The organism is Roseateles chitinivorans (genome assembly GCF_050632145.1).
In the GTDB taxonomy this organism is placed as follows: Bacteria; Pseudomonadota; Gammaproteobacteria; order Burkholderiales; family Burkholderiaceae_C; genus Roseateles; species Roseateles chitinivorans_B.
Map to the genome: position 1 here is coordinate 773,019 of NZ_CP192577.1, position 23,240 is coordinate 796,258.

Sequence of the window (23,240 nt, forward strand, 5' to 3'; positions counted from 1 at the left end):
AACGGCGGCTTCGCGCCGCCGCACGCCTCGACGCTCAGCGGCCCTGCGCTTTCAGTCGTGCGTCCAGTCTCGGGAACACGCGCCGCGCATTGCCTTCGTAGACCAGGTGGCGTTCCTCGTCGTCGAGGTGGGGCGTGGCGGCGATGTAGCGCCTGGTGTCGTCGAAGTAGTGCCCGGTCTCGGGATCGATGCCGCGCACCGCGCCGATCATCTCGGACGCGAACAGCACGTTCTTCACCGGGATCACCTTCGTCAGCAGGTCGATGCCGGGCTGGTGATAGACGCAGGTGTCGAAGAAGAGGTTGTTCAGCAGGTGCTCATCCAGCAGCGGCTTCTTGAGCTCCTGCGCGAGACCGCGGAAGCGGCCCCAGTGGTAGGGCACCGCACCGCCGCCGTGCGGGATCAGGAACTTCAGCGTCGGGAAGTCCTTGAACAGGTCGCCGGTCAGGCACTGCATGAAGGCGGTGGTGTCCGCGTTCAGGTAATGCGCGCCGGTCGTGTGGAAACACGCGTTGCAGCTGGTGCTGACATGGATCATCGCGGGGATGTCCAGCTCGACCATCTTCTCGTAGAGCCCGTACCAGTGGCGGTCGGTCAACGGCGGGCTGGTCCAATGCCCGCCGGACGGATCGGGGTTGAGGTTGATGCCGACGAAGCCGTACTCGTTGACGCACTTCTCGAGCTCCGGGATGCAGCTCGCGGGATCGACGCCCGGGCTCTGCGGGAGCATCGCCGCGCCGACGAAGTGTTCGGGGAAGAGCTCGGCGACGCGTGCGCAGAGTTCGTTGCAGATCGCGGCCCAGGTCGCCGAGGTCTGGAAGTCGCCGATGTGATGCGCCATGAAGCTGGCACGCGGGCTGAAGATCGTCAGGTCGGAGCCGCGCTCCTTCATCTTCTTCAGCTGGTTGGTCTCGATCGACTCGCGCAGCTCGTCGTCGGGGATCTTCAGGTCGCTGGCCCTCGGCGCCCGCGACGGGTCCTTCAGGCCGGCGATCTGCAGGTCGCGCCAGGCGCCGAGCGCGGCGGGAGCGGTGGTGTAGTGGCCGTGGACGTCGATGATCATGAGGCTCTCTGGTTCGCTGGGAACGACTGCGGCATGGCGCTGCCCTGCCCGGGTCGACTCCGGCGGATTGTGGAGAGACACGGCTCGTCGTCCAAGTTATGGCCTGGACTAGCTGCTATTCAGATCCGGCATGGCGGGAGCGCATCAAGCGCGGCCGTGCGTGATGACATAGGCCGCACGGTGCAGGTGCGCCATGAAGTGCCGCACCGCCGGCTTCACGGCCGCATCGTTGCGCGCCATCGCACCGAGCGTCAGGCGCAGCGGCGCTTCCTTCACGGGCACCACCTGCAGGAACTGCGCGGCGAAGGGATGCGCGGCGATCTGCCGGGGCAGCAGGCCGACGCAGTTGCCACTCGCGATCACGGAGAGCAGGCCCAGCGTCGAGTTCACGACGGCACCGGCGGGCGGCGCAGGCAGCCCGTTCGTCTCGAACAGCGTGCGCGCCAGCCCCGTCGCCTCGGTCGCGCCGGTGTAGACCCAGCGCGCCTCGGCCAGCTCCGCGAGCTGCTTCGAGCGCGCCAGCGCATTGCCCTTGCGCACCACGACCACCATGTCGATCGGCATCAGCGACTCGACGGTGCATTCCCCGCGCGGCAGGTGATCGGGCAAGGGACCGAGCGCGATGTCGACCTCGCCCTTGCGCACACGCGTGAGCTGCGCGATGTAGAGCTCCTCGACGATGCGCAGCTGGATGTCGGGGAACTCGGCGCCGAAGGTGCGCAATGCCTCGGGCACCAGCAGCATCACCGCCAGCGGCACCGCGCCGATCGTCAGCGAGCCTGTCATGCGGCCGCTCAACTGCTGGATCTGCTCGCGGGCGTGGGAGAGCTCGCGGTCCGCGGCCAGGGCGCGCTCATACAGCACCATGCCCTGCGCCGTCGCCAGCACGCCGGTCGTCGAGCGCAGCAGCAGCGTCGTGGCGAGCTCGCGTTCGAGCTCACGGACCATCTTCGTCAGCGCCGGCTGCGACACCCCGACGCGACGCGCCGCCGATCGCAGGCTGCCTTCCTCCACCGCGGCGACGAGCGCCCGCAAGTTCGTGAGCTTCATGCGGGCGGATGATAACGAGCGGTTATCGCGCCTCGCTCCATGCCATCTATCGGTGGCGCGGGTCGCTGCCTAGAGTCGCGCCGTTTTCCGGACAACACCCACAACGAGGAGACGACGCGATGACAAGACGAGGGATTCCCGAGACCACCACGGTTGCCATGGTTGCCGCCGGCGCGCTCTGCGGGCTGGCGCACGCGCCGGTCCACGCGCAGACGCAGAGCTCGACCAACGTGCAGATCTACGGGCTGCTCGACGTGCCAGTCGAGTATCTGAACAAGGTCGGCGCCGCCGGCGCGAGCCTCACACGGATGCCGGGCCTGAGCGGCGGCTATGCCCCATCGCGGCTGGGCTTCCGCGGCACCGAAGATCTTGGCGACGGGCTCAAGGCGGTGTTCACGCTGGAGATGGGCATCGGCGCCGACAGCGGCACGCTGAACCAGGGCGGCCGCGCCTGGGGCCGGCAGGCCTACGTGGGCCTGCAGGGTGGCTGGGGCACGATCAGTCTCGGGCGGCAGTACTCGATGCTGTTCTGGTCGCAGACGGACGCGGACATCCTCGGCCCCGCGATGTTCGGATCGGGCTCGCTGGACAGCTACCTGCCGAATGCGCGCGTGGACAACGCGATCGCCTATCGCGGCCAGTTCAGCGGCGTCACCGTCGGCGCGACGTGGAGCCCTGGCCGCGACGCGGTCAACGCAGGCCCGAGTCCATCGGGCACCAACTGCGCGGGTGAGAACGCGGCCGACAAGAACGCCTGCCGCCAGTGGTCGGCGATGGTCAAGTACGACACGCCGGTGTGGGGCCTTGCGGCGGCGGTCGACGAGATCCGCGGCGGCGCCGGCGCCTTCGCGGGTCTGACCAGCAGCGCGATGAAGGACCGCCGCGGCACGGTGGCGGGCTGGTTCAGGACCGGCGACTGGAAGCTGGCGGCGGGGCTGATCGCGCGCCGCAACGATGCCAGCGTCGCGACGCCCAAGAGCAACCTCTGGTACGCCGGCGCGACCTGGTCGCTGACGCCGAGCTGGGGCTTCGACGCGCAGGTGTTCAAGCTCGACTACAAGAACAGCGCCAACGAGGCGACCCTGTGGGCCGTGCGCGGCACCTACTTCCTGTCCAAGCGCACGTCGGTCTACGCGACCGCAGGCCGCATCGACAACGACGGCACGCTCGCGCTCGGCGTCAGCAACGCGGCCGCGGCGGCCGGCAGCACGCCGGCGGCCGGTGGCTCGCAGACGGGGCTGGGGGCGGGGATCCGGCACGCGTTCTGACGAGCGGCCTCAGGCCTTGAACGTCACCCACGGCCGCAGCTTCGCGACGCCTTCGATCAGGCCGGCGCTCGTCTGCGCATCGATGACGGGCCCGATCGGCTTGTAGGCCTCGGGCGCTTCCTCGATGCGGCGCTCCTCGCGCAAGGTCACGCATTTCCAGTCCGCATCACTGCGGTCGACGGTCTGCAGGCGCCGCGTCTCCTGGCGGCGCATCCTTCGACCCGCGCCGTGGCTGCAGGACCAGAGCCAATCGGGGTGACCGAGTCCGCGAGCGACGTACGAGCCGTCCCCCATGGAGCCCGGGATCAGCGCGAGCTGCCCCTCGTGCGCCGGCGTCGAGCCCTTGCGATGGATGTTGAGGCCGTGTTCGCTGAGCACGACGTTGTGCGGCACATCCACGACCAGCTTCGAGCTGTCCGTGCCGAACAGGTCCGCCAGTTCCCTCCGCACCATCTCCGCCAGCACGACGCGGTTGGCCCACGCATAGCGGGCGGCGACGCCCATGGCTTCGAGGTACTCGCCGGCCAGCGGACCATCGAGCGCGTAGAGCTTGCTCTCCGGATGACGCACACCGGCGGGCCACGCGTCGCGGGCGCGGTCCATCCAGCGGGCGCCGACGTGGAAGCCCATGTCGCGCGATCCGCTGTGGATCATGACGACGACATCGCCGGCGCGCAGCCCGTGCTCATAGGCGGCGTGCCGATCAAGGATGCGATCGACGACCTGGAGTTCGACGAAGTGGTTGCCGCCGCCCGGCGTGCCGAGGCACGGATCGCGGAAGCGCTCGCGGCCGTCGACGAAGGCATGCGGCGCGTGGAGCGAATGACCACCGAGCCGGTCCAGCCCGACGCAACGGTCGACCTCCGCCGCGAGCCGGTCGCGGTCGACGCCGGCCCACAGGCCTTCGGGCGCGAGGCGGTCGAGGAAGGCCAGCGGCCCGTCGTCGAACAGCGCCTTGAAGGCCTGCGTCGGCGTGGGAACGTTGCGGGCGTTCTCAAGCAGCACCGCTTTCAACCGCGCGATCAGCGCGGACTGGTGCGGCGCCGCCTGTGCCAGCGAGAGCCCGGTCGTCACCAGCCGCATGCCGCAGTTGATGTCGGTGCCGATGGCGGCCGGGATGACGACATCTGCCGGCGTCGCGACGACGGCGCCGACCGGCGCGATCGAGCCCGGATGGAAATCGGGCGTCGCGCACGCGGCGCAGACGGCGGCGCCGCCGCCGGGTGTCTTCACCGAGGCGAAGGCGAGCAGCTGCTTGACGGCTTTCTCCTCCAGCGGCAACGAGGCTGGCAGCAGGATGGTGGCTTGGGCGCTGTCATTGCGGACGGTGTAGACGCCGTCCTCGACACGCAGGTCGATGTGCGAGCGCGCAAAGGCGCGCTGGAGTCGCAGGGAGTGGGACATGATGCTGTGCTCTCCGGGGCCGGAAGGCGCCCGAGGCCTGGGTAGCCCAGGCGAAAAGGGACAACCGCCGGCGCGAAGCCGCGGCTGAGGACCTTTTCTGCAGCAGCAGTCAGAAAAGAGGGCGCGAGTCTAGCCGCCGGCGCCAAGGCCCGCAAGACCCGGCACGAGCGCATGCGTTAAAGTCCCGCGCCCATCGCCCGCAGCGCTCCGCTCGACGCGAAGCGGGTTCAAGCAGGCCTCGAAGGGTCGAAGGGAAGCAGTTGTGGACGTGCAGGACACCGATGTCGTGATCATTGGCGCGGGCGCCGCGGGGCTGATGTGCGCCGCGCTCGCCGGCAAGCGCGGCCGCCGCGTGCTGCTCGTGGATCACGCCAACAAGGCCGGCAAGAAGATCCTGATGTCCGGCGGCGGCAACTGCAACTTCACCAACCTCTACACCGAGCCGGCCAACTTCCTCTCGGAGAACAAGCACTTCTGCAAGTCGGCGCTCGCGCGCTACACGCAGTGGGACTTCATCGCGCTGGTCAACAAGCATCAGATCCCGCACCACGAGAAGAAGCTCGGCCAGCTGTTCTGCGACAACAAGTCCATCGACATCCTGCGCATGCTGCTCACCGAGTGCGCCGAAGTCGGCGTGACGCCGATGCTGGACACCACCGTCGAGACGATCGAGAAGACCGAATCGGGCTACACGCTCACGACCACCGCGGGACCGATGCGCTGCGAGTCGCTGGTGATCGCCACCGGCGGCCTGTCGATCCCGACGATGGGCGCGACCGGCTTCGGTTACCAGGTCGCGAAGCAGTTCGGCCACACGCTGCTGCCGACGCGCGCCGGGCTGGTGCCGTTCACGATCACGGACCAGCTCAAGGATTTGTGCAACGAGCTCAGCGGAACCTCGGTCGACTGCCTCGTGAGCTGCAACGGCAAGAGCTTCCGCGAGAACATCCTTTTCACGCACCGCGGCCTGAGCGGGCCGGCGATCCTGCAGATCTCGTCGTACTGGCTGCCCGGCCAGGCGGTGGAGATCAACCTGCTGCCTGACCTCGACGTGCCGGGCTGGCTCGCGCAGCAGCGCAACGACCGGCCCAATGCGGAGCTCAAGACACTGCTGGCGGAGCTGTTCACGAAGAAGATGGCGACGCTGATCGGCGAGCAGTGGTTTGTGTCCAAGCCGATCAAGCAGTACACGCATGCGGAGCTGGAGCAGATCGCCGGACGCCTGTCCGCGTGGCAGGTCGTGCCCGCGGGCACCGAGGGCTACCGCACGGCGGAGGTCACGCTGGGCGGCGTCGACACCAAGGAGGTGTCGTCCAAGACGATGGAGTCGCTGAAGTCGCCGGGGCTGTACTTCATCGGCGAGGTGCTCGATGTCACCGGCCACCTGGGGGGCTTCAACTTCCAATGGGCGTGGGCGTCGGCGAACGCGGCGGCGCAGTTCGTGTGATCGCCTGATCCGTCGTTCGAACTCTGCTGCGGTCAGTCTCTCAATCACATCCTTCAGTCAGCTTTGGCGATCGATTCACACATAGAGGGTCGCGAACTCACGACGAACGCCGCACGTTCTGCTTGACCTGCGGAACCCTTGATCCAGCGCAAGATCGCGGGCGTCCTTCATCGGAAACATGACCGGCCCGTCGTCACAAGGGCCGCCAAGTCATGTGCAGTTCACCGCTGGAGGGCGAGCCACGCCCTGTTCGAGAAGATTCCTCCGTCACCGAAGTACCGATTGCCGATCACCTGGATGCCCTTCGTGCTCACCACCGGTTCAAGAATATCGTTCGAGGTGGAAAAGCTTGGGACCTGTCGCACCTCGACCCCTTCGCATTCCGGGTCGACCCGGGACTCGGCTTCGAGATCATCGTTGTCGTGGTCTTCTCGTCTCACTGCTTCACACGGTCGCTGGTGCGCGACGGTCGCGCGAGGCACGAGATTCCCTTTGACGAGTTGTTCGACGATGGCCGCGAAGTGCGCGTGCTCTGCGAGGAGCGACTCAAACTCTCTCGACTTCGTCTTCCGGCGCTGGTCCGGAAATTGCGGAGTTGCGCTATCCAAGTCGCAGGGGAAGATCCCTTGAACTTCATGACGTCGGAACGGATCGACGAGGGTGACGTCCGCCATCCGCGTCACTATGTCGTCTTCTTCCAAGTGCTTCGGGACCTCAAACGCAGGCGCCGCCTGCTTCTCAACGTGCAGTCCGCGTATGCGAAGGAGTCGATTCGTCAACGCCAGCGCGAGCGACGCCGAGTGTCCCTCTTCAAGATCCTGAAGACGACCAGTCTGGGACAACGGGTCAAGGCCTGACGCCGAACGCGATGGCCAGAAAGACAGACGGCCCCCGAGGGGGCCGTCGCATTGCGAGGTTCTCTATCGCGAAAACCGCGAACTCCCATTCCAGCTGGGACCCGATGACTCGGGCGGCACTACCTGTCTCACCCCGCGCTCAATGTAGATCTTGAGCTTCGCAGTTTATCGACGTCGATACCCCGCCGCAAGATTGCCGCATGACAACGATCAAGGTTCGCGTGTTGCCTTGTCACACAGCGTCGCGAAGATGGTCCGCTTTCACGCACCGAGGCTCAACATGCGAACGTTCGCCCTGCTGCTCGCCATCTGCGCCGTCTCGGCGAGCGTCGCCACCTCTGCGCAGGCCCAAGCGCCCGCCACCGCAACACCCGGCACCTCGCTCAAGGCCGTCTGCGTCGAGACCGACCGCATGATGGACTGGCGCGAGATCACCTGCACCGTCCCCGCGGGCGCGACGCCCAGGCGCTTCAGCTTCCGCGCGATGTTCACCGGCGGGCACGACGACACCTCGGCCAGCATCGCGCCGGAGCTCGACGGCCAGCCGTTCGCCTGTGGCGAGGGCAGCAAGCTCAGCCTGTTCGGCGAGGATGGCAACGTCAGCGTGTTCTGCCAGTTCGAGCGGTCGGCGCTGCCCGCGGTCGGCGCCAGGCTCAAGGTGCTGATCAAGTGGAGCCACGCCGAGTTCGCCGACTACGAGTTCAGCGGCGAGTGACGCCGTCCCGCCCCTCCTCCCGCTCGTCCGGGAGTGACGAATAGCCGGGTACCCTCCCTCCCGTTCCAATCGACGCCACGTCGACCCGGGAGAGCACATGACGACAACGAACCGAACCCGCCGCGCGCCGCCCCTGCGGCGCCGGACCCTGCTGGCTGCCGGCGTGGCCGGCTGGATGAGCACGGCGCCTGTCCTGAACGTCGCCGTCGCGGCGACCGCGAAAACCCCGTTCCGGGCGGCCGACTTCGACGCCTGGGCCGAGCGCGTCGCCGCCGAGCGCATGAGGAGCCAGCCCGAGCATGCGACCAGCATGCAGTACTTCGAAGGCCCCTTGCAGGACCGGCTCGACGGCCAATGGGACGACCTCTCGCGGGCCACGGCGCTGGCCGAGCTCGCCCGCGACCGTCAGGCGCTGGCTGAGCTCGACCGGTTCCCGCGCGAGGCGCTGACGCCGACGCAGCGCACCTCCGCCGCGCTCATCGCGTGGGCGCTGCAGCAGGACGTGGCCGAGGCGGCCTTCCTCGATCACCACTACGTCTTCGAACACATGGGCGGCGCCCATGTCGGCCCGATCACCTTCCTCGTCCAGGAGCACCCGATGCGCCATGCGCGCGACGTGCGCAGCTACCTGACGCGGATGGCCGGGCTGCCCGCCCTGATGGACCAGGGCATCGTGCGGGCCCGCGCTGCGCAGGCCAAGGGCGTGCTGATGCCACGCTTCATCACCGAGACGGCCATCGGCCAGATCGAGACGCTCGTGGCCGCACCGCCGGCGGCGAACCCGCTGGTGATCTCGCTGACCGAGCGCATGGCCGGTCTGTCCGACATGAGCGACGCCGCCCGCCGGCGCGCTCGCACGCAGGCCGAAGCCATCGTCGCGAAATCGATCGTGCCGGCGTGGAAACGTGGCCTCGCGCTGCTGCGCGCGCAACTGCCGCTGACGACCGACGACGCCGGCGTCTGGCGCCTGCCCGACGGGGACAGGTTCTACGCCGCGCGACTGCGCGCCAACACCACGACCGAGCTGACGCCGGCCGAGATCCACGCCATCGGGCTGAAGCAGGTCGCCCGCATCGAAGGCGAGATGGACGGTCTGCTGCGGCAGCTCGGCTATGCGGACGGCACGATCGAGCAGCGTTTCCGCAAGATGGACGCGGACCGCCAGCCCACCGATGCCGCGCCGCAGGTCCAGCTGCTGGACCGCTACACCGCCTACCTGCGCGATGCCGAGGCCCGCGCCCGCCTGATCTTCGACGTGATGCCGAAGGCGCCGGTCGAGGTCCGCCGCGAACCCGCGCTGACCGAACCCACCGCCTCCGCGCACTACACGACGCCGGCACCGGACGGCTCGCAGCCGGGGGTGTTCTGGGCGCCGCTGGCGGGGCCGACCTACGAGATCGCCGACATGCGGACGCTGGTCCACCACGAGGCGATCCCGGGCCACCACTTCCAGCTCGCGATCCAGATGGAGGCGACGGACCTCCCCTACTTCCGCCGCCGCCAGGCATTCGCTGCCGGCTCGGCCTATGTGGAGGGCTGGGCGCTCTATGCGGAGCAGCTCGCCGTGGAGAACGGCTGGTACGACGGCGATCCGGTGGGACACCTCGGCCAGCTGTACGGCGCGCTGTTCCGCGCACGCCGCCTGGTCGTCGACACCGGCCTGCACGCGATGAAGTGGACGCGCCAGCAGGCGATCGACTACGGCATCACGCCGCAGGAGGTCGACCGCTACGTCACCTGGCCGGGCCAGGCCTGCGCCTACATGCTGGGCCGGTTGCGCATCGAGGCGCTGCGCGAGAAGGCGCGCAAGGAGCTGGGCGAACGCTTCGAGATCAAGCAGTTCCACAACGTCGTGCTGCTGACCGGCGACGTGCCGTTGACGGTGCTGGAGCAGGTCGTCGACGTGTGGATCGAGAGCCGCCGGGGCGCGGGCTCGGGATCGGCCACCGCCGCGCCCTGATCGCTCACGCCCGCCGCGACGCCATCGGCGCGTGGCGGGCCATCAGTTCCTCGATCCAGTCCATGAACACACGCAGTTTCGCGCTGACGTGCCGGTTGGGCGGATACGCGAGGTACATCGGCATCGGGTCCATCTCCCAGTCGGTGAACAGCGGCACCAGCTCGCCGCGCGCCGCGTGTGGGTCGGCCATGTAGCGCGGCAGCCAGAGCACGCCCATGCCGGCGAGCCCGGCCGCCAGATAGGCGTTGCCGTCGTCGGCCGCGACGACGTAACGCCCGCGCGCCTCGATGACCTCGTCGCCCCGGCGCATCTCGATGGACATGACCGTGCCCTTGCTGGCGCGCAGGAAACCGACGATGCGGTGATGAGGATCCTCGATCTCGCGCGGATGCGCAGGGGTCCCCGCTGCCGCCAGATAGCCGGGCGAGGCGAACACGCCGAGCTGCAGATCGCCGACCCGCCGCGCGATCAGCGACGGCACGGTGACCTCGCCGCCGCGCAGCACCGCATCGACGTTGTCGCCGATCACGTCGACGATGCGGTCGCTGACGCCCATGTCGAGCTGGATCTCCGGATGCCGTGCATGGAAGTCCGGCAGCGCCGGCATCAGCACCATGCGCGCGAACGGGCTGGGCACGTCGACACGAAGCCGTCCGCGCGGCGTGCTCGTCGCATCCGACAGCGCCGTGTCCGCGTCATCGAGCTCGGCGAGCACGCGCACGACACGCTCGTAGTACGCGGCACCGTCCGGCGTCACGCGGACCTGCCGCGTCGTCCGATGCAGCAGCTTGACGCGCAGCCGTGCCTCCAGCTGCTGTACGAGCTGCGTCACGGTGGTCTTGCTCATGTGCAGCGTCTGCGCCGCCTTGGTGAAACTGCCCGCCTCCACCACCCGGGCAAAGGCCTGCAGCGCGTCGAATCGATCCATGTCGCCGGATTGTTTGGAGATGCCAAACAGTCATTGTGCGGCTTGACTGCACCGGGCGTGGGGGTGGCACTTGCCTTGCTCCCTTCCAAGGGCAACCATGGACCGTTGTCCGCCCCGCCACCGTCCCACCTCGCCCTCGACAGGAGATTGCCATGACCACCCATCCCGCCCGCGTGATCTCCGAGACGATCGAGGTCGACGCCGACGCGGTCTATGACTTCGCCTGCGCGCCGGATCGGTTGCCGCTGTGGGCCTCGGGGCTTGCCACCGGCATCCAGCAGGAGGCCGACGGCTGGTTCGCCGAATCGCCGATGGGCCGGATCCGCGTCGAGCTGGCGCCGCGCAATGCGTTCCGCGTGCTCGACCACGACGTGACGCTGCCCGATGGCCAACGCTTCCACAACGCGATGCGCGTCACGCCGTCGGGCGACGGCTGCGTCGTGGCCTTCGTGCTGCTGCGCATGCCCGACGTGACCGACGAGGCCTTCGAGAGCGACGCGGCGCACGTGGCGCGTGATCTGACGACGCTCAAGGCGTTGGTGGAGAAACAGAAGCGCTGAGACGTGACGAGCCCTCCGGGCACTGTTCGTCGAGGACCCCTTCCAGGTATCGACCGTAGTTCGCTTGAAGGTGATCCAGCGATGCCCCCTTGTCGACCTGGTATGCGAGTTTTTCCTGGAAGAACTGAAGGCGTGCCCGGTTCTCATCGATCATCTGCGCCCACGTCTTCAGGAATACCGAGACGTTGTCGTTCCGCATGATCTCGCCATCGTCGCGGGCAAGGCGAAACCTTGCGAAGGTACCGAGTTCGTCGCCGATCGCCCAGAACTGCCACTGCACGTCCACGTTGCGGAAGCGCTCATCGGCCATGACGGAAGCGGCATAGCGCTCGATCTGGGAGACCTCGTCGGCATCCAGCTTCACGCGGGGCGCCTTCAGTTCAACGACCAGGTGGGACAGGCTGTTAGCCCTGTGGCGCCGCGAGGCCTTCGACAGCATGAGGTCCACGATCCCTCGCTCCTGCGAGACGTGCCGGACGGGTGTGTCGATCACGATGTCCTCGTCGAGAAGTTTCTTGTGCTTGCGCAACACCTCCGTCAGCGATTGATCATCGACGGACAACGTGAACTGATCGCCGAACAGCCACGTGTTATGAGCCACCAGGCGATGGAGTTGACTGCGCTCTTTCAATCGCTTGCGAGGCTCGGCATCGAACAGGATCGCCTCAAGTCCCTTGAGGAACAGCAGCCGATCCGCGACGACCCGAGCGGAGCTGATGATGGCGGACAGGGACACATCGCGCAGCAGCCCCGCCAACTCGTCTTGCGTGTGCTTCGGCAGCCCGATCACCTCGGACAGGATGCGTTGCAGCTCGTCGGGGCTCTTCTCGACGGCGTGTCGCAACATGCGGAGCTGGAAGGCCTTGCTCGCTGCGTTTGCGTGGTCGAAGTCCGGCAGATAGCGGGCGACATTCGCCGCCACGATGTCGAACACCTGCCGCTCGACGAGCTCCACAGGGTTGCGCGGTTCCTCCTTGAATGGATAGACATGCGCCGCCTTCCATCCATCGACGTAGCTTCGCGCGTTGTCCGCTGCGCGACGGCGCGACGGGTGTCCGGAGAAATTGCTGTGGATGTCGGCGTGGAGTCCGAAGGGGTACTGCTGTTTCGCCAAGGTCATCACCTCGCCAGGACGCTGGATTGACGACCAGTCTAGGAGCGTCCAGGCCCCCTCGAAGTCAGGGAAGATCGAACGGGTTGCGCGGGTGCCACGGCAAGTTTTTGCGTAACCGTTGAGCGCTCTTGAATTCAGTGGCCCGAGTCCGGGCGCAAGGAGTCATTCCCATGGACCGATTCACCGGCGGCTGCCTGTGCGGCGACCTCCGCCTCGTCGCGACCGGCCGTCCCTACCGGGTCGGCCTCTGTCACTGCCTCGACTGCCGCAAGCATCACGGCGCGCTCTTCCATGCGTCCGCGATCTTTCCGCAGGATGCGGTCACTGTCCACGGCGACAGCCGCGAGTTCCGCGGCCGTCACTTCTGTCCCCGCTGCGGATCGTCCGTGTTCTCCCGCACCGGCGACGAGGTCGAGGTCCATCTCGGCGCGCTGGACGCGCCCGACCAGCTGACGCCGACCTACGAGCTCTGGACCATCCGCCGCGAGGCGTGGTTGCCGCCGTTCCCGTTCAGCCGGCGTTATGACCGGGACCGCGATCCCGGAAGCCGCGCCGAGGACCCTTGAACAGGGCTCACGCGGCCCGCCCTCCTCCAGATGGAGGATGAAACCCGCCGACGACCGCCCTACAACCCTTGCAGCAGGCACAACGCCTGTACAGGGATGGAAGGGGATCGTGATGACTCCAGCATTGAAGTCACGCGCCACCGCATGGCTCCTCGTCGTGCTGAGCGCCTTGCCCGGTTGTGCCGCGTATGACCGGAGCGGCCTGGCCGCCAACGGCCCCGGATCGGACCTGCCCGCCGCGGACGCCACCACCTTCCGCGAGGCGCAGGACGCGCTCATCGTCCAGCTCGTCAAGGCGGCAAAGCCGCCCGCCGCGAGCGAGATCGTCAAGCCGACCGGAGCGGAAGACCTGAAGTTCACCGTCGCCGCCGACGTGAGCTGGGACATGGTCATCCGCGCGGGCATGGACTACGCCGACGTGCGCTGCGAGTCCTACCTGCATGCGCTGTACCGGCTGGACCGCGACCGCAAGACCGCCGTGACGCAGACCGGGCTGCTCGGCGGCGCCACCGCCGGCGTCCAGGCGGCGCTGGGCAAGGCGGCCAAGGAGGTCGCGATCGTGGCCATCCTCTTCGGTCTCGCGGGCTCGACCATCGACAACGTCGCCAGCAACCTGCTCTATGAACTGGAGCCGTCCTCCGTGCGCACGCTGGTGAAAGCCCAGCAGGCGCACTATCGGGACAACCTCCGCATGGGCTACCAGGACCGCCCCGCCGCGATGACCGCGCTGCGCGGCTACGCGCTGCTCTGCGTGCCCGCCAGCATCGAGTCCGAAGTCAACCTCGCGGTGCGGAGCACGCAACCCAAGGCCAAGCCCGGCAACCCCGAAACCGGTCAACCGCCCGTGGTCACGAACTCGCTGATCGCCGTGACCACCGCGACCTTCGCGCCGGACGACTCGTCCGAGAAGCTGGATGCGTTCGTCAATCCGGGTGGCGTCTTGAACCGCGACAACGACCAGAGGCTGTTGGCGTTCATGGCCGACCACCGCGTGACCGGCATCTCCACGCCGATCTTCATCAACGACCCGAAGTACGCCGACCTGCGCAAGCTCGCGGTCAAGGCCTTCAATCTCTGAGGAGTCCCCGATGGCACACGTTGAGCGCATCACCGACGTTCCCGAGTCCGCGGTCCCGAGGGTCAAGGCCGCATTCGAGCAGCGCGGCGCCACGGTCACGGTGAAGCCGCAGGGCGGCCAACTCTTCACGCTCGAGGCGACCTATCCCGACAACACCGACGCCATCCTCGGCCTCGGCACGATGGGCCTGCTGGCGGCCGGCCTCGGCGGCAACGCGCCCCCTCCGGCGGGCGGAGCGCCGGACACCGGTGCAGGCGCGGCGACATCCGGCTCGCCGGTGCTGACCGCCACGCAGGCCCAGACGGCCAAGGCCATCGTCAACATCTTCGAGACCAGCGCCGTGCTCGGCCGCTACGACCAGGTCACGCTGATCCCCGGCGACAGCGGACACCTGACCTACGGCCGCTCGCAGACCACGCTCGGATCCGGGCTGCTGCACGACCTGCTCGCCCTGTACGCGACCAACCCCGGCGCGCGGTTCGCGAAACGCCTCGCCCCCTACCTGGCGCGCACGGCCGCGCTGGATCTCTCCCTCGACACGGACGCGCGTTTCGCCAACGTGCTGCGCGCCTGCGGCGACGACCTGGTCATGCGCGAGACGCAGGACGTGTTCTTCGACACCCGCTTCTGGACGCCGGCCGTCGACGCGGCCCACAGGTTGGGCCTGACCTTGCCGCTGTCGTTCGCGGTCGTCTACGACAGCCGCGTGCACGGATCCTGGGACCGGCTGCGGGACGAGACGACCGAGGAGGACGGCAGCCTCCAGAAGCTGGGCGAACGCGGCTGGATCCAGGCCTACGTCAAGCGTCGTCTGAACTGGCTGGCCAATAGCTCGCGCGACGATCTGCGGGCCACCGTCTATCGCATGGACGCCTTCCAGCGCCTGATCGACCAGGACCGCTGGGGCCTTGCGCTGCCGCTGGTCGTGCGCGGGCTGGAGATCTCCACCGCGACGCTGTCCGAGCCGCCACCCGGTTGCTACGCCGGACCGACGCCCGGCTCGCGGTCCGTGGCGGTCACCTCGCCGTTGACGCGCGGTCTCGACGTGCGCCTGTTGCAGCTGGCGCTCTCCGACGCCGGGGAGCCGGTGAAGGCTGATGGCGTGTTCGGCGACCAGTCCTCGAAATCGCTGGCGCGGGTCCAGTCGGCCCGCGGCATGCCGGCCAGCGGCGTCGCCGATCCGGCGCAGGTTGTGGCGCTGGTGCAACCGGTCTTCGGCTGAGCGTCGGAGGCGTCAGAGGCGTCAGAGGCATCCGACGGGGCGAAGGGACGGAGGGCAGAGGGGTCTCGCAAACATTCATGAAGCCGATCCGGGATCCGTGCTTCAATCGATGCACTGACATACGCGTCCTCGGCGCCATCGGCCTTCGAATGCTCATCGACCTCCCGCTCGACACACAGGGCGGCACGCTCGCAGACCCGTTCCTCCGCAGCACTTCCGTGCAAGGCCGCGCTTCCATCGACTATCAGCTCTACGTCCCGCCGGGCGACAGCGACGAACCCCGTCCGCTGCTGGTGATGCTGCATGGCTGCGGACAGACGCCCGACGACTTCGCCGTCGGCACCCGCATGAACGAGATGGCGCATCGCAACGGCTGGCTGGTGCTCTACCCGGCCCAGTCGACGCAGGCCAATCCGCAAGGCTGCTGGAACTGGTTCAAGACGAATCACCAGGAGCGCGGCCGCGGCGAACCCGCGCTGATCGCCGGCCTGACGCGCGAGATCATGGCCGCCCACCGCGTCGATGCGCGCCGCGTCTACATCGCGGGCCTGTCGGCCGGCGGCGCGATGGCGGTCATCCTCGGGCGTGCCTATCCCGAACTCTTCGCCGCCGTCGGCGTGCATTCCGGCCTGCCGCATGGCGCCGTCGAGGATGCGAACGGCGCGATGGCGATGATGCGCAGCGGACAGCCCACGCGGCTGCCCGCGGACGGCACGGCCGGCAACGCCGACCGCCCCACGCCGACCATCGTCTTCCACGGCACGCGCGACATGACGGTCCACCCGCTCAACGGCGAGCAGGTCTATGCCGACGCCACGTCCGGCGTCGCCGGTGTCCAGCGCATCGAGAACGGCCGCGAAGGCACGCGGGCCTACACCCGCCGCACGCACGTGACCCCGAAGGGCCGCGTGCACGCCGAACTCTGGCTGATCGAGGGCGGCGGACACGGCTGGTCCGGCGGCGACCAGAGCGGCTCCTACACCGACTGGCTGGGCCCCGATGCCAGCGACCAGATGCTGTGTTTCTTCATGGCACACCCGCTGGGCGACAATCGTGCATGACCCGCACCGATCCCACCGGCGCCGCTGCCGCGGCCCCCGCTGCCTCGCAGCCGCCGGCGGCGCCTAGCGCCACCTCCTTCGACACCCTGCCCCTGCCGCCCGCGATGCGGGCGAACCTGCAGCAGCTGGGCTACCTCTCGATGACGCCGATCCAGGCCGCCAGCCTGCCGCTCGCGCTGGCCGGCAAGGACCTGATCGCGCAGGCGAAGACGGGCAGCGGCAAGACCGCCGCGTTCTCGCTGCCGCTGCTGACCAACCTGAATCCGCGCCGCTTCGCCGTGCAGGCGCTGGTCCTGTGCCCGACGCGCGAGCTCGCCGAACAGGTCACGCAGGAGATCCGCCGACTGGCCCGCGCCGAGGACAACATCAAGATCCTGACGCTGTGCGGCGGCGCGCCGATCCGCAACCAGCTGGCGAGCCTGTCCCATGGCGCGCACATCGTCGTCGGCACGCCGGGCCGCATCCTCGACCACCTGCAGCGCGAGACGCTGACGCTGGAGGCGCTGAACACGCTGGTGCTGGACGAAGCCGACCGCATGCTGGACATGGGCTTCGCCGAGGACATCGCGCAGGTGATCGCCAGCTGCCCGAAGACGCGCCAGACGCTGCTGTTCTCGGCCACCTACCCGGACGGCGTGAAGTCGATCGCGACGCGTTTCATGCGCGCACCGCAGGAGGTGACGCTCAAGGAGAAGCACGCGGCCGGCAAGATCCGCCAGCGCTTCTACGAGGTCAAGGAGAACGAGCGCCTGCATGCCGTCGGCCTGCTGCTCAACCATTTCCGCCCGGCCAGCACGCTGGCGTTCTGCAACACCAAGCAGCAGTGCCGCGACCTCGTCGCCGTGCTGCAGGCCGCAGGCATCGTCGCGCTGGAACTGCACGGCGACCTCGACCAGCGCGACCGTGACCAGGTGCTGGTGCAATTCGCCAACCGCAGCTGCAGCGTGCTGGTGGCGACCGACGTGGCGGCGCGCGGACTCGACATCGCGCAGCTGGAGGCGGTCATCAACGTCGACATCACGCCCGACGCCGAAGTGCACGTGCACCGCGTCGGACGCACCGGGCGCGCGGACGAGGAAGGCTGGGCCTTCAGCCTCGCCAGCCTCGACGAGATGGGCCGCGTCGGCCGCATCGACCAGATGCAGGGCAGCGTCACGCCCTGGCACCCGCTGACCGAGCTCACCACCGAGCCGGGCGCCGAGCCGCTGCATCCGCCGATGGTCACGCTGCAGATCCTCGGCGGCCGCAAGGAGAAGATCCGCCCGGGCGACGTGCTGGGCGCGCTGACCAAGGACCTCGGCTTCGACGGGGCGCAGATCGGCAAGATCAACGTCAACGAGTTCTCGACCTACGTCGCCGTCGAGCGCGGCATCGCCGACCAGGCGCTGCGCAAGCTCAACGCCGGCAAGGTCAAGGGCAAGTCGGTGAAGGTGCGTCTGCTGTGAGCGCCGACGAGCGCTCCGTCCCGGACAGCTTCGCCGCGCTGGGTCTGTCACCGCGCCTCGTGCGCGCGGCCGACGAGCTCGGCTTCGAAGTGCCGACGCCGATCCAGGCGGCCGCGATGCCGCCGATCATCGAAGGCCGCGACCTGCTGGGCTCCGCGGCGACCGGCTCCGGCAAGACGGCGGCCTTCGTCTTCCCGATGCTGCATCGCATCGACGCCCGCGTGCGCCCCGCCCTGCGCCGGACGCAGGCGCTGGTGCTGGTGCCCACGCGCGAGCTCGCCGCCCAGGTCGGCGAGACGGTGATCCAGGCCGGACGGTTCCTCGACGAACCGTTGAAGGTCTCGGTGCTGTACGGCGGCGTGTCGATCAACCCGCAGATGATGGCGCTGCGCGGCGGTGCGGACGTCGTCGTCGCGACGCCGGGCCGGCTGCTGGACATCGTCGAGAAGAACGCGCTCAAGCTCGCCGACGTCGAGTGCCTGGTGCTGGACGAGGCCGACCGGCTGCTCGATGCCGGCTTCGCCGACGAACTGGCGCGGGTGCTCGCGCTGCTGCCGAAGCGCCGGCAGAACCTGCTGTTCTCCGCCACCTTCCCGGCGGCGGTGCAGGCGCTGGCGGACCAGCTGCTGAGCGACCCGGTGCGGATCGAGGTCACCGGCGAGCCGGCGACCGAAGGCCAGATCGAGGAACACGCGGTCGAGGTCGACGCGGCGAAGCGCACGCCGCTGCTGCGCCACATGATCGAGCAGGGCGAGTGGTCGCGCGTGCTGGTCTTCGTCGCGACGCGGTATGCCTGCGACCACGTGGCCGACAAGCTGCGCCGCAACGGCCTCGAGGCCGCGGCCTTCCACGGCGACGCGAGCCAGGGCGCGCGCACGCGCACGCTGGCCGACTTCAAGGCCGGCCGGATCCGCGTGCTGGTCGCCACCGACCTGGGCGCGCGCGGCATCGACATCGCGCGGCTGCCGGTGGTGGTGAACTACGACCTGCCGCGCGCCGCGGACGACTACACGCACCGCATCGGCCGCACGGCGCGCGCCGGCGCGAGCGGCCTGGCGGTGAGTTTCATCAGCGCGGCGACGGAATCGCATTTCCGCCTGATCGAGAAGCGCCAGGGCCGCCGCGTCGAACGCGAGCGGATCGCGGGATTCGAGCCGACCGAGGTCGCCACGCCGGAGGCCGCCACCGGCGGCATCAAGGGCAGGCGGCCGAGCAAGAAGGACAAGCTGCGCGCCGCCGCGGCCGCGGCGTCCGGCAAATGACGGGTGCGCCGCCCGGAGGCGCGCTCAGGCCTCGACGATGACCTGGAAGCCGCCGAAGATCATGCGCTGACCATCGAAGGGCATGTTCTTCGGATCGTGGTCCATGCGGGGTCTTCCATCGACTTCTTCATCCCTTCGTCGCGCACCTGGCGCGAGGGCCAGACGATCCACGAGAAGACCACCGTCTCGTCCGGCTTGCGCTGCACGGCCATCGGGAACGACGTCACCTTGCCCTCCGGCACGTCGTCGCCCCAGCACTCGACGACGCTGAGCGCGCCATGGTCCTTGAACACCGCCGAGACGTCCTGCGCCAGCTGGCGATAGGCCTCGCGCTTGGCGGTCGGCACGGCGATCACATATCCATCCACGTAGTTCATTGCGGTTCTCCGGTTGTGGGCGCGGCTCGTGGCCGCACGTGACACGACGAATGGCGATGGGCGAGATCGACAGGATAGGGAAAAGCAGGCCTCATCAAGCGGATGGCGGCCCAGATGGAAGCCCGTCGCGGACCTCGCGCCACACGCCTGCCATGAACGACGAGATGTCGAACCAACTCTCGATGTCTTCGCCATCCAAGACAGGCTCAGCCCAGTAGTAGATCGTGGAGGCGCGAAGGGCCGGCTCGATGATCAACAGGTGCCGCAGGTCCTCCAGGATCATGGGGCCTGCTCCATCGATCAACGCCGCGGCGACACATGCCACTGCCAGAGTCATCAGGGAGGAACGCTCGAGGTCCGAACGATCTCCGCGCCGGAGCAACTCGAACAACCGGGGCACCAGTGCAGCGTGCCCCACTTCGATCGCCCAATCCTGCATACCTGACGTCCAAGGCAAGCTCAGATCATCGGACAGCCGTTGCTCCGTCGCCGGCAAGCTGTATCGCTGAAGATGAGAGAACGGGGCCGGCAGCATCGGGGGAACTCCAAAGAGGTGCGCACAGGCCTAAGCTCGGAGCCGTGTAATTCCCCGGAGGCCGGGCGCTCATCGGCCAACGACTGCAATTCCTGCAAAGATAACAAGCATGCCCAACGAATCCCACCTCGACATCGCCGAGATTCCACACGAGTCGGGCAGCATCCGATACCGCTATTCGCGGGTCATGGCGCCTGACAAGACTCGATGGATCCGCCATGGTCTCTTCGTTGCGTACCACGAGGATGGCGCGATCGCATCAGAAGGACGGTATGTCGATGGCGAGGAAGACGGCGTATGGCGCGACTTCCATTCGAACGGGCAGCGTGCCTCCGAGGGCCAGTATCGCGCGGGTCGTGAAGTCGGACTCTGGCGGTTTTGGGCACCCGACGGAAGCGAAGAGCCGAGTACAGACTACGGAAGCTGATGCCCGGCGTCGACATGGACCCGAGGCAACTCGTGCTCTTCCTCGAGCTCCCATATGAAGCATTCGAGGCCTCTCAAGCGGTGACGACCTATGCGAGGTTTGCCGCGACGCTCGTCACGCCGGCGGATGTACTTCTGGCAGGCTTGACATGGCCCACCGAGCATTGGGCGGACCTTGCAGTGTCCTGGATTGAGCAAGGCGCGCCGGTCAATGAGGCGGTGGCCAGGGCCCTGGAGGAAGTCAGCCGGAAGCCGTTCTCCCAGCGTCTACGACACCGCAGCTTCGCCCTCGCAGTTCGATGGCGGAGGGCCAACAAGGGATCGGACGACAGGCCAGATAGACAGCTCACAGACTGAGGGCGCAAGTGGCACGCAGAGAGGGACTGCGCCCACTCCCACAGCCATTGAATCCCGCCCGCTCGTCCCGAGAGATTCCCAACCCGGCAAGGCGCCCCGTGTCCCTCCTACGACCGACTCGGCATCCCCACCGCCGTGTCCCGTTCCGGCCCGAGATCTCGTTCAACGAAGAGCAACCAGGAGATCCCGTCATGAGTGCTCTTCCCGCCATCGCCCTTGCCGCCGCCGCTGTCCTCGGGCTCGTCGGCACACCGGCCGCCGCCGATCCCGTCGATCTGTCCTCCGGCACCGGGGGATTCATCGGCACGCCCGGCGCGGGCGGCTTCTCCGAGTCCTACACCTTCTCGCTGGTCTCGCCGACCACGGTCAACATCCTGCTGGCGTCGGTGGTCAACGGCGACCATCGCATCGACTTCTCCAGCATCGTGCTGAACGGTCCCTCGGGTCCGATCAACGCCACCGCGTTCACCCCCGACCCCTTCACCGGTCACGTCATCAGCAACGCCGTCCTGGCCCCCGGCAGCTACACGCTCACGGCCAGCGGCACCAACAGCGCCGCCCCGGCGGCCTTCGTCGGCACCATCGCGCTGGCGGGCAGCGGCAGCGCGTCCCCGTCGGGCAACGGCGCTCCGCTGGACCTCAGCGCCGGCAGCGCCGGGTTCGTCAGCACGCCCAACGCCGGCGCTTTCTCGAATGTCTTCACGTTCTCGATCGTCCAGCCGCAGGCCGTGAAACTGATGCTGGCCTCCGCAGTCGGCGGCAGCCAGGACATAGATTTCACCAGCGTCCTGCTGCGCGGTCCCTTCGGCGACCTGATGGCGGCGGAGTTCACCCGCGACCCCTTCGAGATCTGGACACTCGCCACCCCGCTGCTCACCCCGGGCGCCTATTCGATCATCGCCTCCGGCATCAACAGCGACGCCATCGCCACGTATGCGGGCACCCTCGCCTTGTCGCCGGTGGACCCGAACGGGCCCGGCAACGACGTGCCCGAGCCAGGCACCGGCGCATTGGCGATCGCGGGTCTGGGCGCTGCTGCCTTCATGCGCTTGACGGCACGCACGCGCACCCGGCGCCTGTCGGTGTTTGACCGACACCGCCTTGATGCATTTCCCTGCTTTACTCGAAGTGATAAAAATGCATAATTCGTATCACGTTGATGCCGCTTCTTGGCGGTGTCCACGTCCCCGCTTTTCCTCCCTGAGCGGGGTCGACGACAGTCGATTGCGCCCGACCACGAGAGTGGCTGGGCCATTTTTTTGGCGTTTCGATTCTCCGCGCAGGGAGGCCCGGGCGGATTCATTAAATGATAAATATGATGATCAGCGCGTCCCTCGGGCGCTGATCATCCGATCGCGGCGTCCTGCCGCGCCAGCTGCGCGCGGATGAGCTGGTCGCTCTTCACGTGACGCGTCAGCGGATCGGCCAGCCCGCCGGAGAAGAAGTGCTCCGTCCCGACGACGGTCGCGCCCACGCCGCGCATCAGGTGGCCGAGGTTGGGCACCACATCCAGCTTCACCGAATAGACGTTGATGTGCTGCTCCGCGTCGGCCACGTCGATGCCGAGCTTGGCGTACTTGCGCAGCTGCGAATCGTTGAGCGGCGCCGACGACAGGCCGGTGACCGTCACCGGCGCGGCCATCGAGTAGTTGGCGATGCCCGAGGACGCCGCCTCCCCGCCGCCTTTCGAGTGCCCCATGGTCGAAACCGAGTAGCCGGACAGGCTGCTGAACTGCGGCGTCTGCTGCAGCTCCTTGAGCGCCCCGACGACGCGCTGCGCCTGGTCGTGGCTCTTCGTCTGCAGGCCGAGCGCGGTCCGCGCATTGGCGGTCCATTGCGGCACCGCCATCTCGGCATTGCCCAGCGCGAGCCGCAACGGCGATCCGGCCACGCGGCCCGAGGTCGTGCCGCCGAACACCGCGGCGATGTCCTTGTCCTTGTGGTTCACCAGCACGGACACGACGAGTCCGCTCTTGTTGTCGACGAGCGTGCCGGTCGGCCGCTCGACCTGGTTCGACGGCAGCAGGCCCTTCTGCCCCGGCCGGCTGGCACGATCCTCCGCGCTCCAGACCTTGTCGGCCACGGCGGACGAGAGCGCATCGCTCGGCTGGTAGTTGCCCTTGGCGATGCGCTGGTACGGGAACATGCCGGCGTCGAGCTTGTCGCGCAGCGCATCGTTGGCCTTCAGGCGCTGCTCGGGCTGGCCGGCGGTCTTCGACTCGAAGGTCGGCAGCTGCGAGCCGCGCAGGGCGGCCGGATGGAGTTCCGGCGATGCCGCGGCCGGCATCATCGACTTGATGCCCGGCAGCGTGGCACCACGCGGCGCGACCGCGCTGCGCGAGCCCGCCGCCGTGGGGGACGCCGTTCCCGCAGGCCGCCGGCGGCGTTGTCGGTGGAAGCACCCGGCGGCCGCACACCGTCTGTCGACGAAGACTTGTCGACGGCCGACGACCAGGCATCGGCGCCGGGGGTGGCGCCCGGTCCGCCGTTGGGGGAATTGACTCTCATCTTCCCAAGCTAGCGAGCCTGGCGTGCCGGACGTCAG

Annotated in this window: 21 protein-coding genes and 1 pseudogene; 14 read left to right on the forward strand and 8 right to left on the reverse strand. The window is 68.2% G+C overall.

Going from position 1 to position 23,240, the window contains the following annotated elements:
• Window positions 1-34 precede the first annotated feature (34 nt).
• Window positions 35-1,063 (reverse strand): amidohydrolase family protein, encoded by a 1,029-nt coding sequence (locus ACQ86G_RS03495; RefSeq protein ID WP_431259342.1) that lies wholly within the window; start codon window positions 1,061-1,063, stop codon window positions 35-37.
• A 144-nt stretch (window positions 1,064-1,207) separates the two neighbouring features.
• The gene (locus ACQ86G_RS03500) at window positions 1,208-2,113 is read right to left on the reverse strand and encodes a LysR family transcriptional regulator (RefSeq protein WP_431259343.1); all 906 of its coding nucleotides are present in this window, start codon (window positions 2,111-2,113) and stop codon (window positions 1,208-1,210) included.
• A gap of 119 nt (window positions 2,114-2,232) precedes the next feature.
• Here ACQ86G_RS03500 and ACQ86G_RS03505 point away from each other — a divergent pair, with 119 nt between their 5' ends.
• Entirely contained in the window at window positions 2,233-3,381 is a 1,149-nt protein-coding gene (locus tag ACQ86G_RS03505; protein ID WP_431259344.1) for a porin, read from the forward strand.
• Window positions 3,382-3,390: 9 nt separating this feature from the next.
• On the opposite strand, the gene ACQ86G_RS03510 is transcribed toward ACQ86G_RS03505, so the two are convergent.
• The gene (locus tag ACQ86G_RS03510; RefSeq protein ID WP_431259345.1) at window positions 3,391-4,785 is read right to left on the reverse strand and encodes an RtcB family protein; all 1,395 of its coding nucleotides are present in this window, start codon (window positions 4,783-4,785) and stop codon (window positions 3,391-3,393) included.
• A gap of 268 nt (window positions 4,786-5,053) precedes the next feature.
• On the opposite strand from ACQ86G_RS03510, the gene ACQ86G_RS03515 reads away from it, so the two are divergent.
• The 4 genes from ACQ86G_RS03515 (at window position 5,054) to ACQ86G_RS03530 (ending at window position 9,764) form a co-directional block, all read left to right on the forward strand.
• A complete protein-coding gene (locus ACQ86G_RS03515; RefSeq protein WP_431259346.1) occupies window positions 5,054-6,232 on the forward strand; it encodes an NAD(P)/FAD-dependent oxidoreductase in 1,179 nt (392 codons plus the stop codon).
• A 212-nt stretch (window positions 6,233-6,444) separates the two neighbouring features.
• Entirely contained in the window at window positions 6,445-7,089 is a 645-nt protein-coding gene (locus tag ACQ86G_RS03520; RefSeq protein ID WP_431259347.1) for a hypothetical protein, read from the forward strand.
• A 280-nt stretch (window positions 7,090-7,369) separates the two neighbouring features.
• Window positions 7,370-7,804 (forward strand): hypothetical protein, encoded by a 435-nt coding sequence (locus ACQ86G_RS03525; protein ID WP_431259348.1) that lies wholly within the window; start codon window positions 7,370-7,372, stop codon window positions 7,802-7,804.
• A gap of 97 nt (window positions 7,805-7,901) precedes the next feature.
• Complete coding sequence (locus tag ACQ86G_RS03530; RefSeq protein ID WP_431259349.1) at window positions 7,902-9,764, forward strand: DUF885 domain-containing protein; 1,863 nt, start codon at window positions 7,902-7,904, stop codon at window positions 9,762-9,764.
• A gap of 4 nt (window positions 9,765-9,768) precedes the next feature.
• Here the strand turns inward: ACQ86G_RS03530 and ACQ86G_RS03535 are convergent, their stop codons facing one another.
• Entirely contained in the window at window positions 9,769-10,692 is a 924-nt protein-coding gene (locus tag ACQ86G_RS03535) for a LysR substrate-binding domain-containing protein (RefSeq protein ID WP_431259350.1), read from the reverse strand.
• Between the two features lie 152 nt (window positions 10,693-10,844).
• Here ACQ86G_RS03535 and ACQ86G_RS03540 point away from each other — a divergent pair, with 152 nt between their 5' ends.
• Window positions 10,845-11,252 (forward strand): SRPBCC family protein, encoded by a 408-nt coding sequence (locus ACQ86G_RS03540; protein WP_431259351.1) that lies wholly within the window; start codon window positions 10,845-10,847, stop codon window positions 11,250-11,252.
• Here ACQ86G_RS03540 and ACQ86G_RS03545 read toward each other — a convergent pair.
• On the reverse strand, window positions 11,221-12,366 hold the full coding sequence (locus ACQ86G_RS03545; protein ID WP_431259352.1) for a type I restriction enzyme HsdR N-terminal domain-containing protein: 1,146 nt from the start codon (window positions 12,364-12,366) through the stop codon (window positions 11,221-11,223). The two genes, ACQ86G_RS03540 and ACQ86G_RS03545, sit on opposite strands and share 32 nt — an antisense overlap.
• A 170-nt stretch (window positions 12,367-12,536) precedes the next feature.
• Here ACQ86G_RS03545 and ACQ86G_RS03550 point away from each other — a divergent pair, with 170 nt between their 5' ends.
• The 6 genes from ACQ86G_RS03550 (at window position 12,537) to ACQ86G_RS03575 (ending at window position 19,000) form a co-directional block, all read left to right on the forward strand.
• Complete coding sequence (locus ACQ86G_RS03550; RefSeq protein WP_431259353.1) at window positions 12,537-12,932, forward strand: GFA family protein; 396 nt, start codon at window positions 12,537-12,539, stop codon at window positions 12,930-12,932.
• 112 nt (window positions 12,933-13,044) lie between these two features.
• On the forward strand, window positions 13,045-14,010 hold the full coding sequence (locus ACQ86G_RS03555) for a hypothetical protein (protein ID WP_431259354.1): 966 nt from the start codon (window positions 13,045-13,047) through the stop codon (window positions 14,008-14,010).
• A 10-nt stretch (window positions 14,011-14,020) separates the two neighbouring features.
• Window positions 14,021-15,232: a chitosanase gene (locus ACQ86G_RS03560; protein ID WP_431259355.1), complete on the forward strand. Its 1,212-nt coding sequence runs from the start codon at window positions 14,021-14,023 to the stop codon at window positions 15,230-15,232.
• Window positions 15,233-15,381: 149 nt separating this feature from the next.
• Entirely contained in the window at window positions 15,382-16,293 is a 912-nt protein-coding gene (locus ACQ86G_RS03565; RefSeq protein ID WP_431259356.1) for an extracellular catalytic domain type 1 short-chain-length polyhydroxyalkanoate depolymerase, read from the forward strand.
• Window positions 16,294-16,397: 104 nt separating this feature from the next.
• Window positions 16,398-17,738 carry an ATP-dependent RNA helicase DbpA gene (dbpA, locus tag ACQ86G_RS03570; protein ID WP_431261325.1) on the forward strand — a complete coding sequence of 447 codons (1,341 nt, stop codon included), beginning with the start codon at window positions 16,398-16,400 and terminating at the stop codon, window positions 17,736-17,738.
• On the forward strand, window positions 17,735-19,000 hold the full coding sequence (locus ACQ86G_RS03575; RefSeq protein ID WP_431259357.1) for a DEAD/DEAH box helicase: 1,266 nt from the start codon (window positions 17,735-17,737) through the stop codon (window positions 18,998-19,000). Before dbpA ends, ACQ86G_RS03575 begins: the two co-directional genes overlap by 4 nt.
• Before the next feature lie 24 nt (window positions 19,001-19,024).
• Here ACQ86G_RS03575 and ACQ86G_RS03580 read toward each other — a convergent pair.
• Both ACQ86G_RS03580 and ACQ86G_RS03585 read right to left on the reverse strand, forming a co-directional pair.
• Window positions 19,025-19,377: pseudogene (locus ACQ86G_RS03580) on the reverse strand (DUF1428 domain-containing protein).
• A gap of 94 nt (window positions 19,378-19,471) precedes the next feature.
• On the reverse strand, window positions 19,472-19,912 hold the full coding sequence (locus tag ACQ86G_RS03585; protein WP_431259358.1) for a hypothetical protein: 441 nt from the start codon (window positions 19,910-19,912) through the stop codon (window positions 19,472-19,474).
• Window positions 19,913-20,021: 109 nt separating this feature from the next.
• Between ACQ86G_RS03585 and ACQ86G_RS03590 the strand changes: the two genes are divergently transcribed.
• Window positions 20,022-20,339, forward strand: a complete 318-nt coding sequence (locus tag ACQ86G_RS03590) for a toxin-antitoxin system YwqK family antitoxin (protein ID WP_431259359.1) — start codon at window positions 20,022-20,024, stop codon at window positions 20,337-20,339.
• 547 nt (window positions 20,340-20,886) lie between these two features.
• Entirely contained in the window at window positions 20,887-21,840 is a 954-nt protein-coding gene (locus tag ACQ86G_RS03595; RefSeq protein WP_431259360.1) for an FxDxF family PEP-CTERM protein, read from the forward strand.
• Between the two features lie 200 nt (window positions 21,841-22,040).
• Here the strand turns inward: ACQ86G_RS03595 and ACQ86G_RS03600 are convergent, their stop codons facing one another.
• Window positions 22,041-22,985, reverse strand: coding sequence for a hypothetical protein (locus ACQ86G_RS03600; protein ID WP_431259361.1), 945 nt, complete (start codon window positions 22,983-22,985; stop codon window positions 22,041-22,043).
• Window positions 22,986-23,240: the final 255 nt, after the last annotated feature.

Coding starts and splice junctions, on each gene's coding strand:
- ACQ86G_RS03495 (WP_431259342.1), bottom strand. CDS start 1,063: ATGATCATCGACGTCCACGGCCACTACACCACCGCTCCCGCCGCGCTC.
- ACQ86G_RS03500 (WP_431259343.1), bottom strand. CDS start 2,113: ATGAAGCTCACGAACTTGCGGGCGCTCGTCGCCGCGGTGGAGGAAGGC.
- ACQ86G_RS03505 (WP_431259344.1), top strand. CDS start 2,233: ATGACAAGACGAGGGATTCCCGAGACCACCACGGTTGCCATGGTTGCC.
- ACQ86G_RS03510 (WP_431259345.1), bottom strand. CDS start 4,785: ATGTCCCACTCCCTGCGACTCCAGCGCGCCTTTGCGCGCTCGCACATC.
- ACQ86G_RS03520 (WP_431259347.1), top strand. CDS start 6,445: ATGTGCAGTTCACCGCTGGAGGGCGAGCCACGCCCTGTTCGAGAAGAT.
- ACQ86G_RS03525 (WP_431259348.1), top strand. CDS start 7,370: ATGCGAACGTTCGCCCTGCTGCTCGCCATCTGCGCCGTCTCGGCGAGC.
- ACQ86G_RS03530 (WP_431259349.1), top strand. CDS start 7,902: ATGACGACAACGAACCGAACCCGCCGCGCGCCGCCCCTGCGGCGCCGG.
- ACQ86G_RS03535 (WP_431259350.1), bottom strand. CDS start 10,692: ATGGATCGATTCGACGCGCTGCAGGCCTTTGCCCGGGTGGTGGAGGCG.
- ACQ86G_RS03540 (WP_431259351.1), top strand. CDS start 10,845: ATGACCACCCATCCCGCCCGCGTGATCTCCGAGACGATCGAGGTCGAC.
- ACQ86G_RS03550 (WP_431259353.1), top strand. CDS start 12,537: ATGGACCGATTCACCGGCGGCTGCCTGTGCGGCGACCTCCGCCTCGTC.
- ACQ86G_RS03555 (WP_431259354.1), top strand. CDS start 13,045: ATGACTCCAGCATTGAAGTCACGCGCCACCGCATGGCTCCTCGTCGTG.
- ACQ86G_RS03560 (WP_431259355.1), top strand. CDS start 14,021: ATGGCACACGTTGAGCGCATCACCGACGTTCCCGAGTCCGCGGTCCCG.
- ACQ86G_RS03565 (WP_431259356.1), top strand. CDS start 15,382: ATGCTCATCGACCTCCCGCTCGACACACAGGGCGGCACGCTCGCAGAC.
- dbpA (WP_431261325.1), top strand. CDS start 16,398: ATGCGGGCGAACCTGCAGCAGCTGGGCTACCTCTCGATGACGCCGATC.
- ACQ86G_RS03585 (WP_431259358.1), bottom strand. CDS start 19,912: ATGCTGCCGGCCCCGTTCTCTCATCTTCAGCGATACAGCTTGCCGGCG.
- ACQ86G_RS03590 (WP_431259359.1), top strand. CDS start 20,022: ATGCCCAACGAATCCCACCTCGACATCGCCGAGATTCCACACGAGTCG.
- ACQ86G_RS03595 (WP_431259360.1), top strand. CDS start 20,887: ATGAGTGCTCTTCCCGCCATCGCCCTTGCCGCCGCCGCTGTCCTCGGG.
- ACQ86G_RS03600 (WP_431259361.1), bottom strand. CDS start 22,985: ATGATGCCGGCCGCGGCATCGCCGGAACTCCATCCGGCCGCCCTGCGC.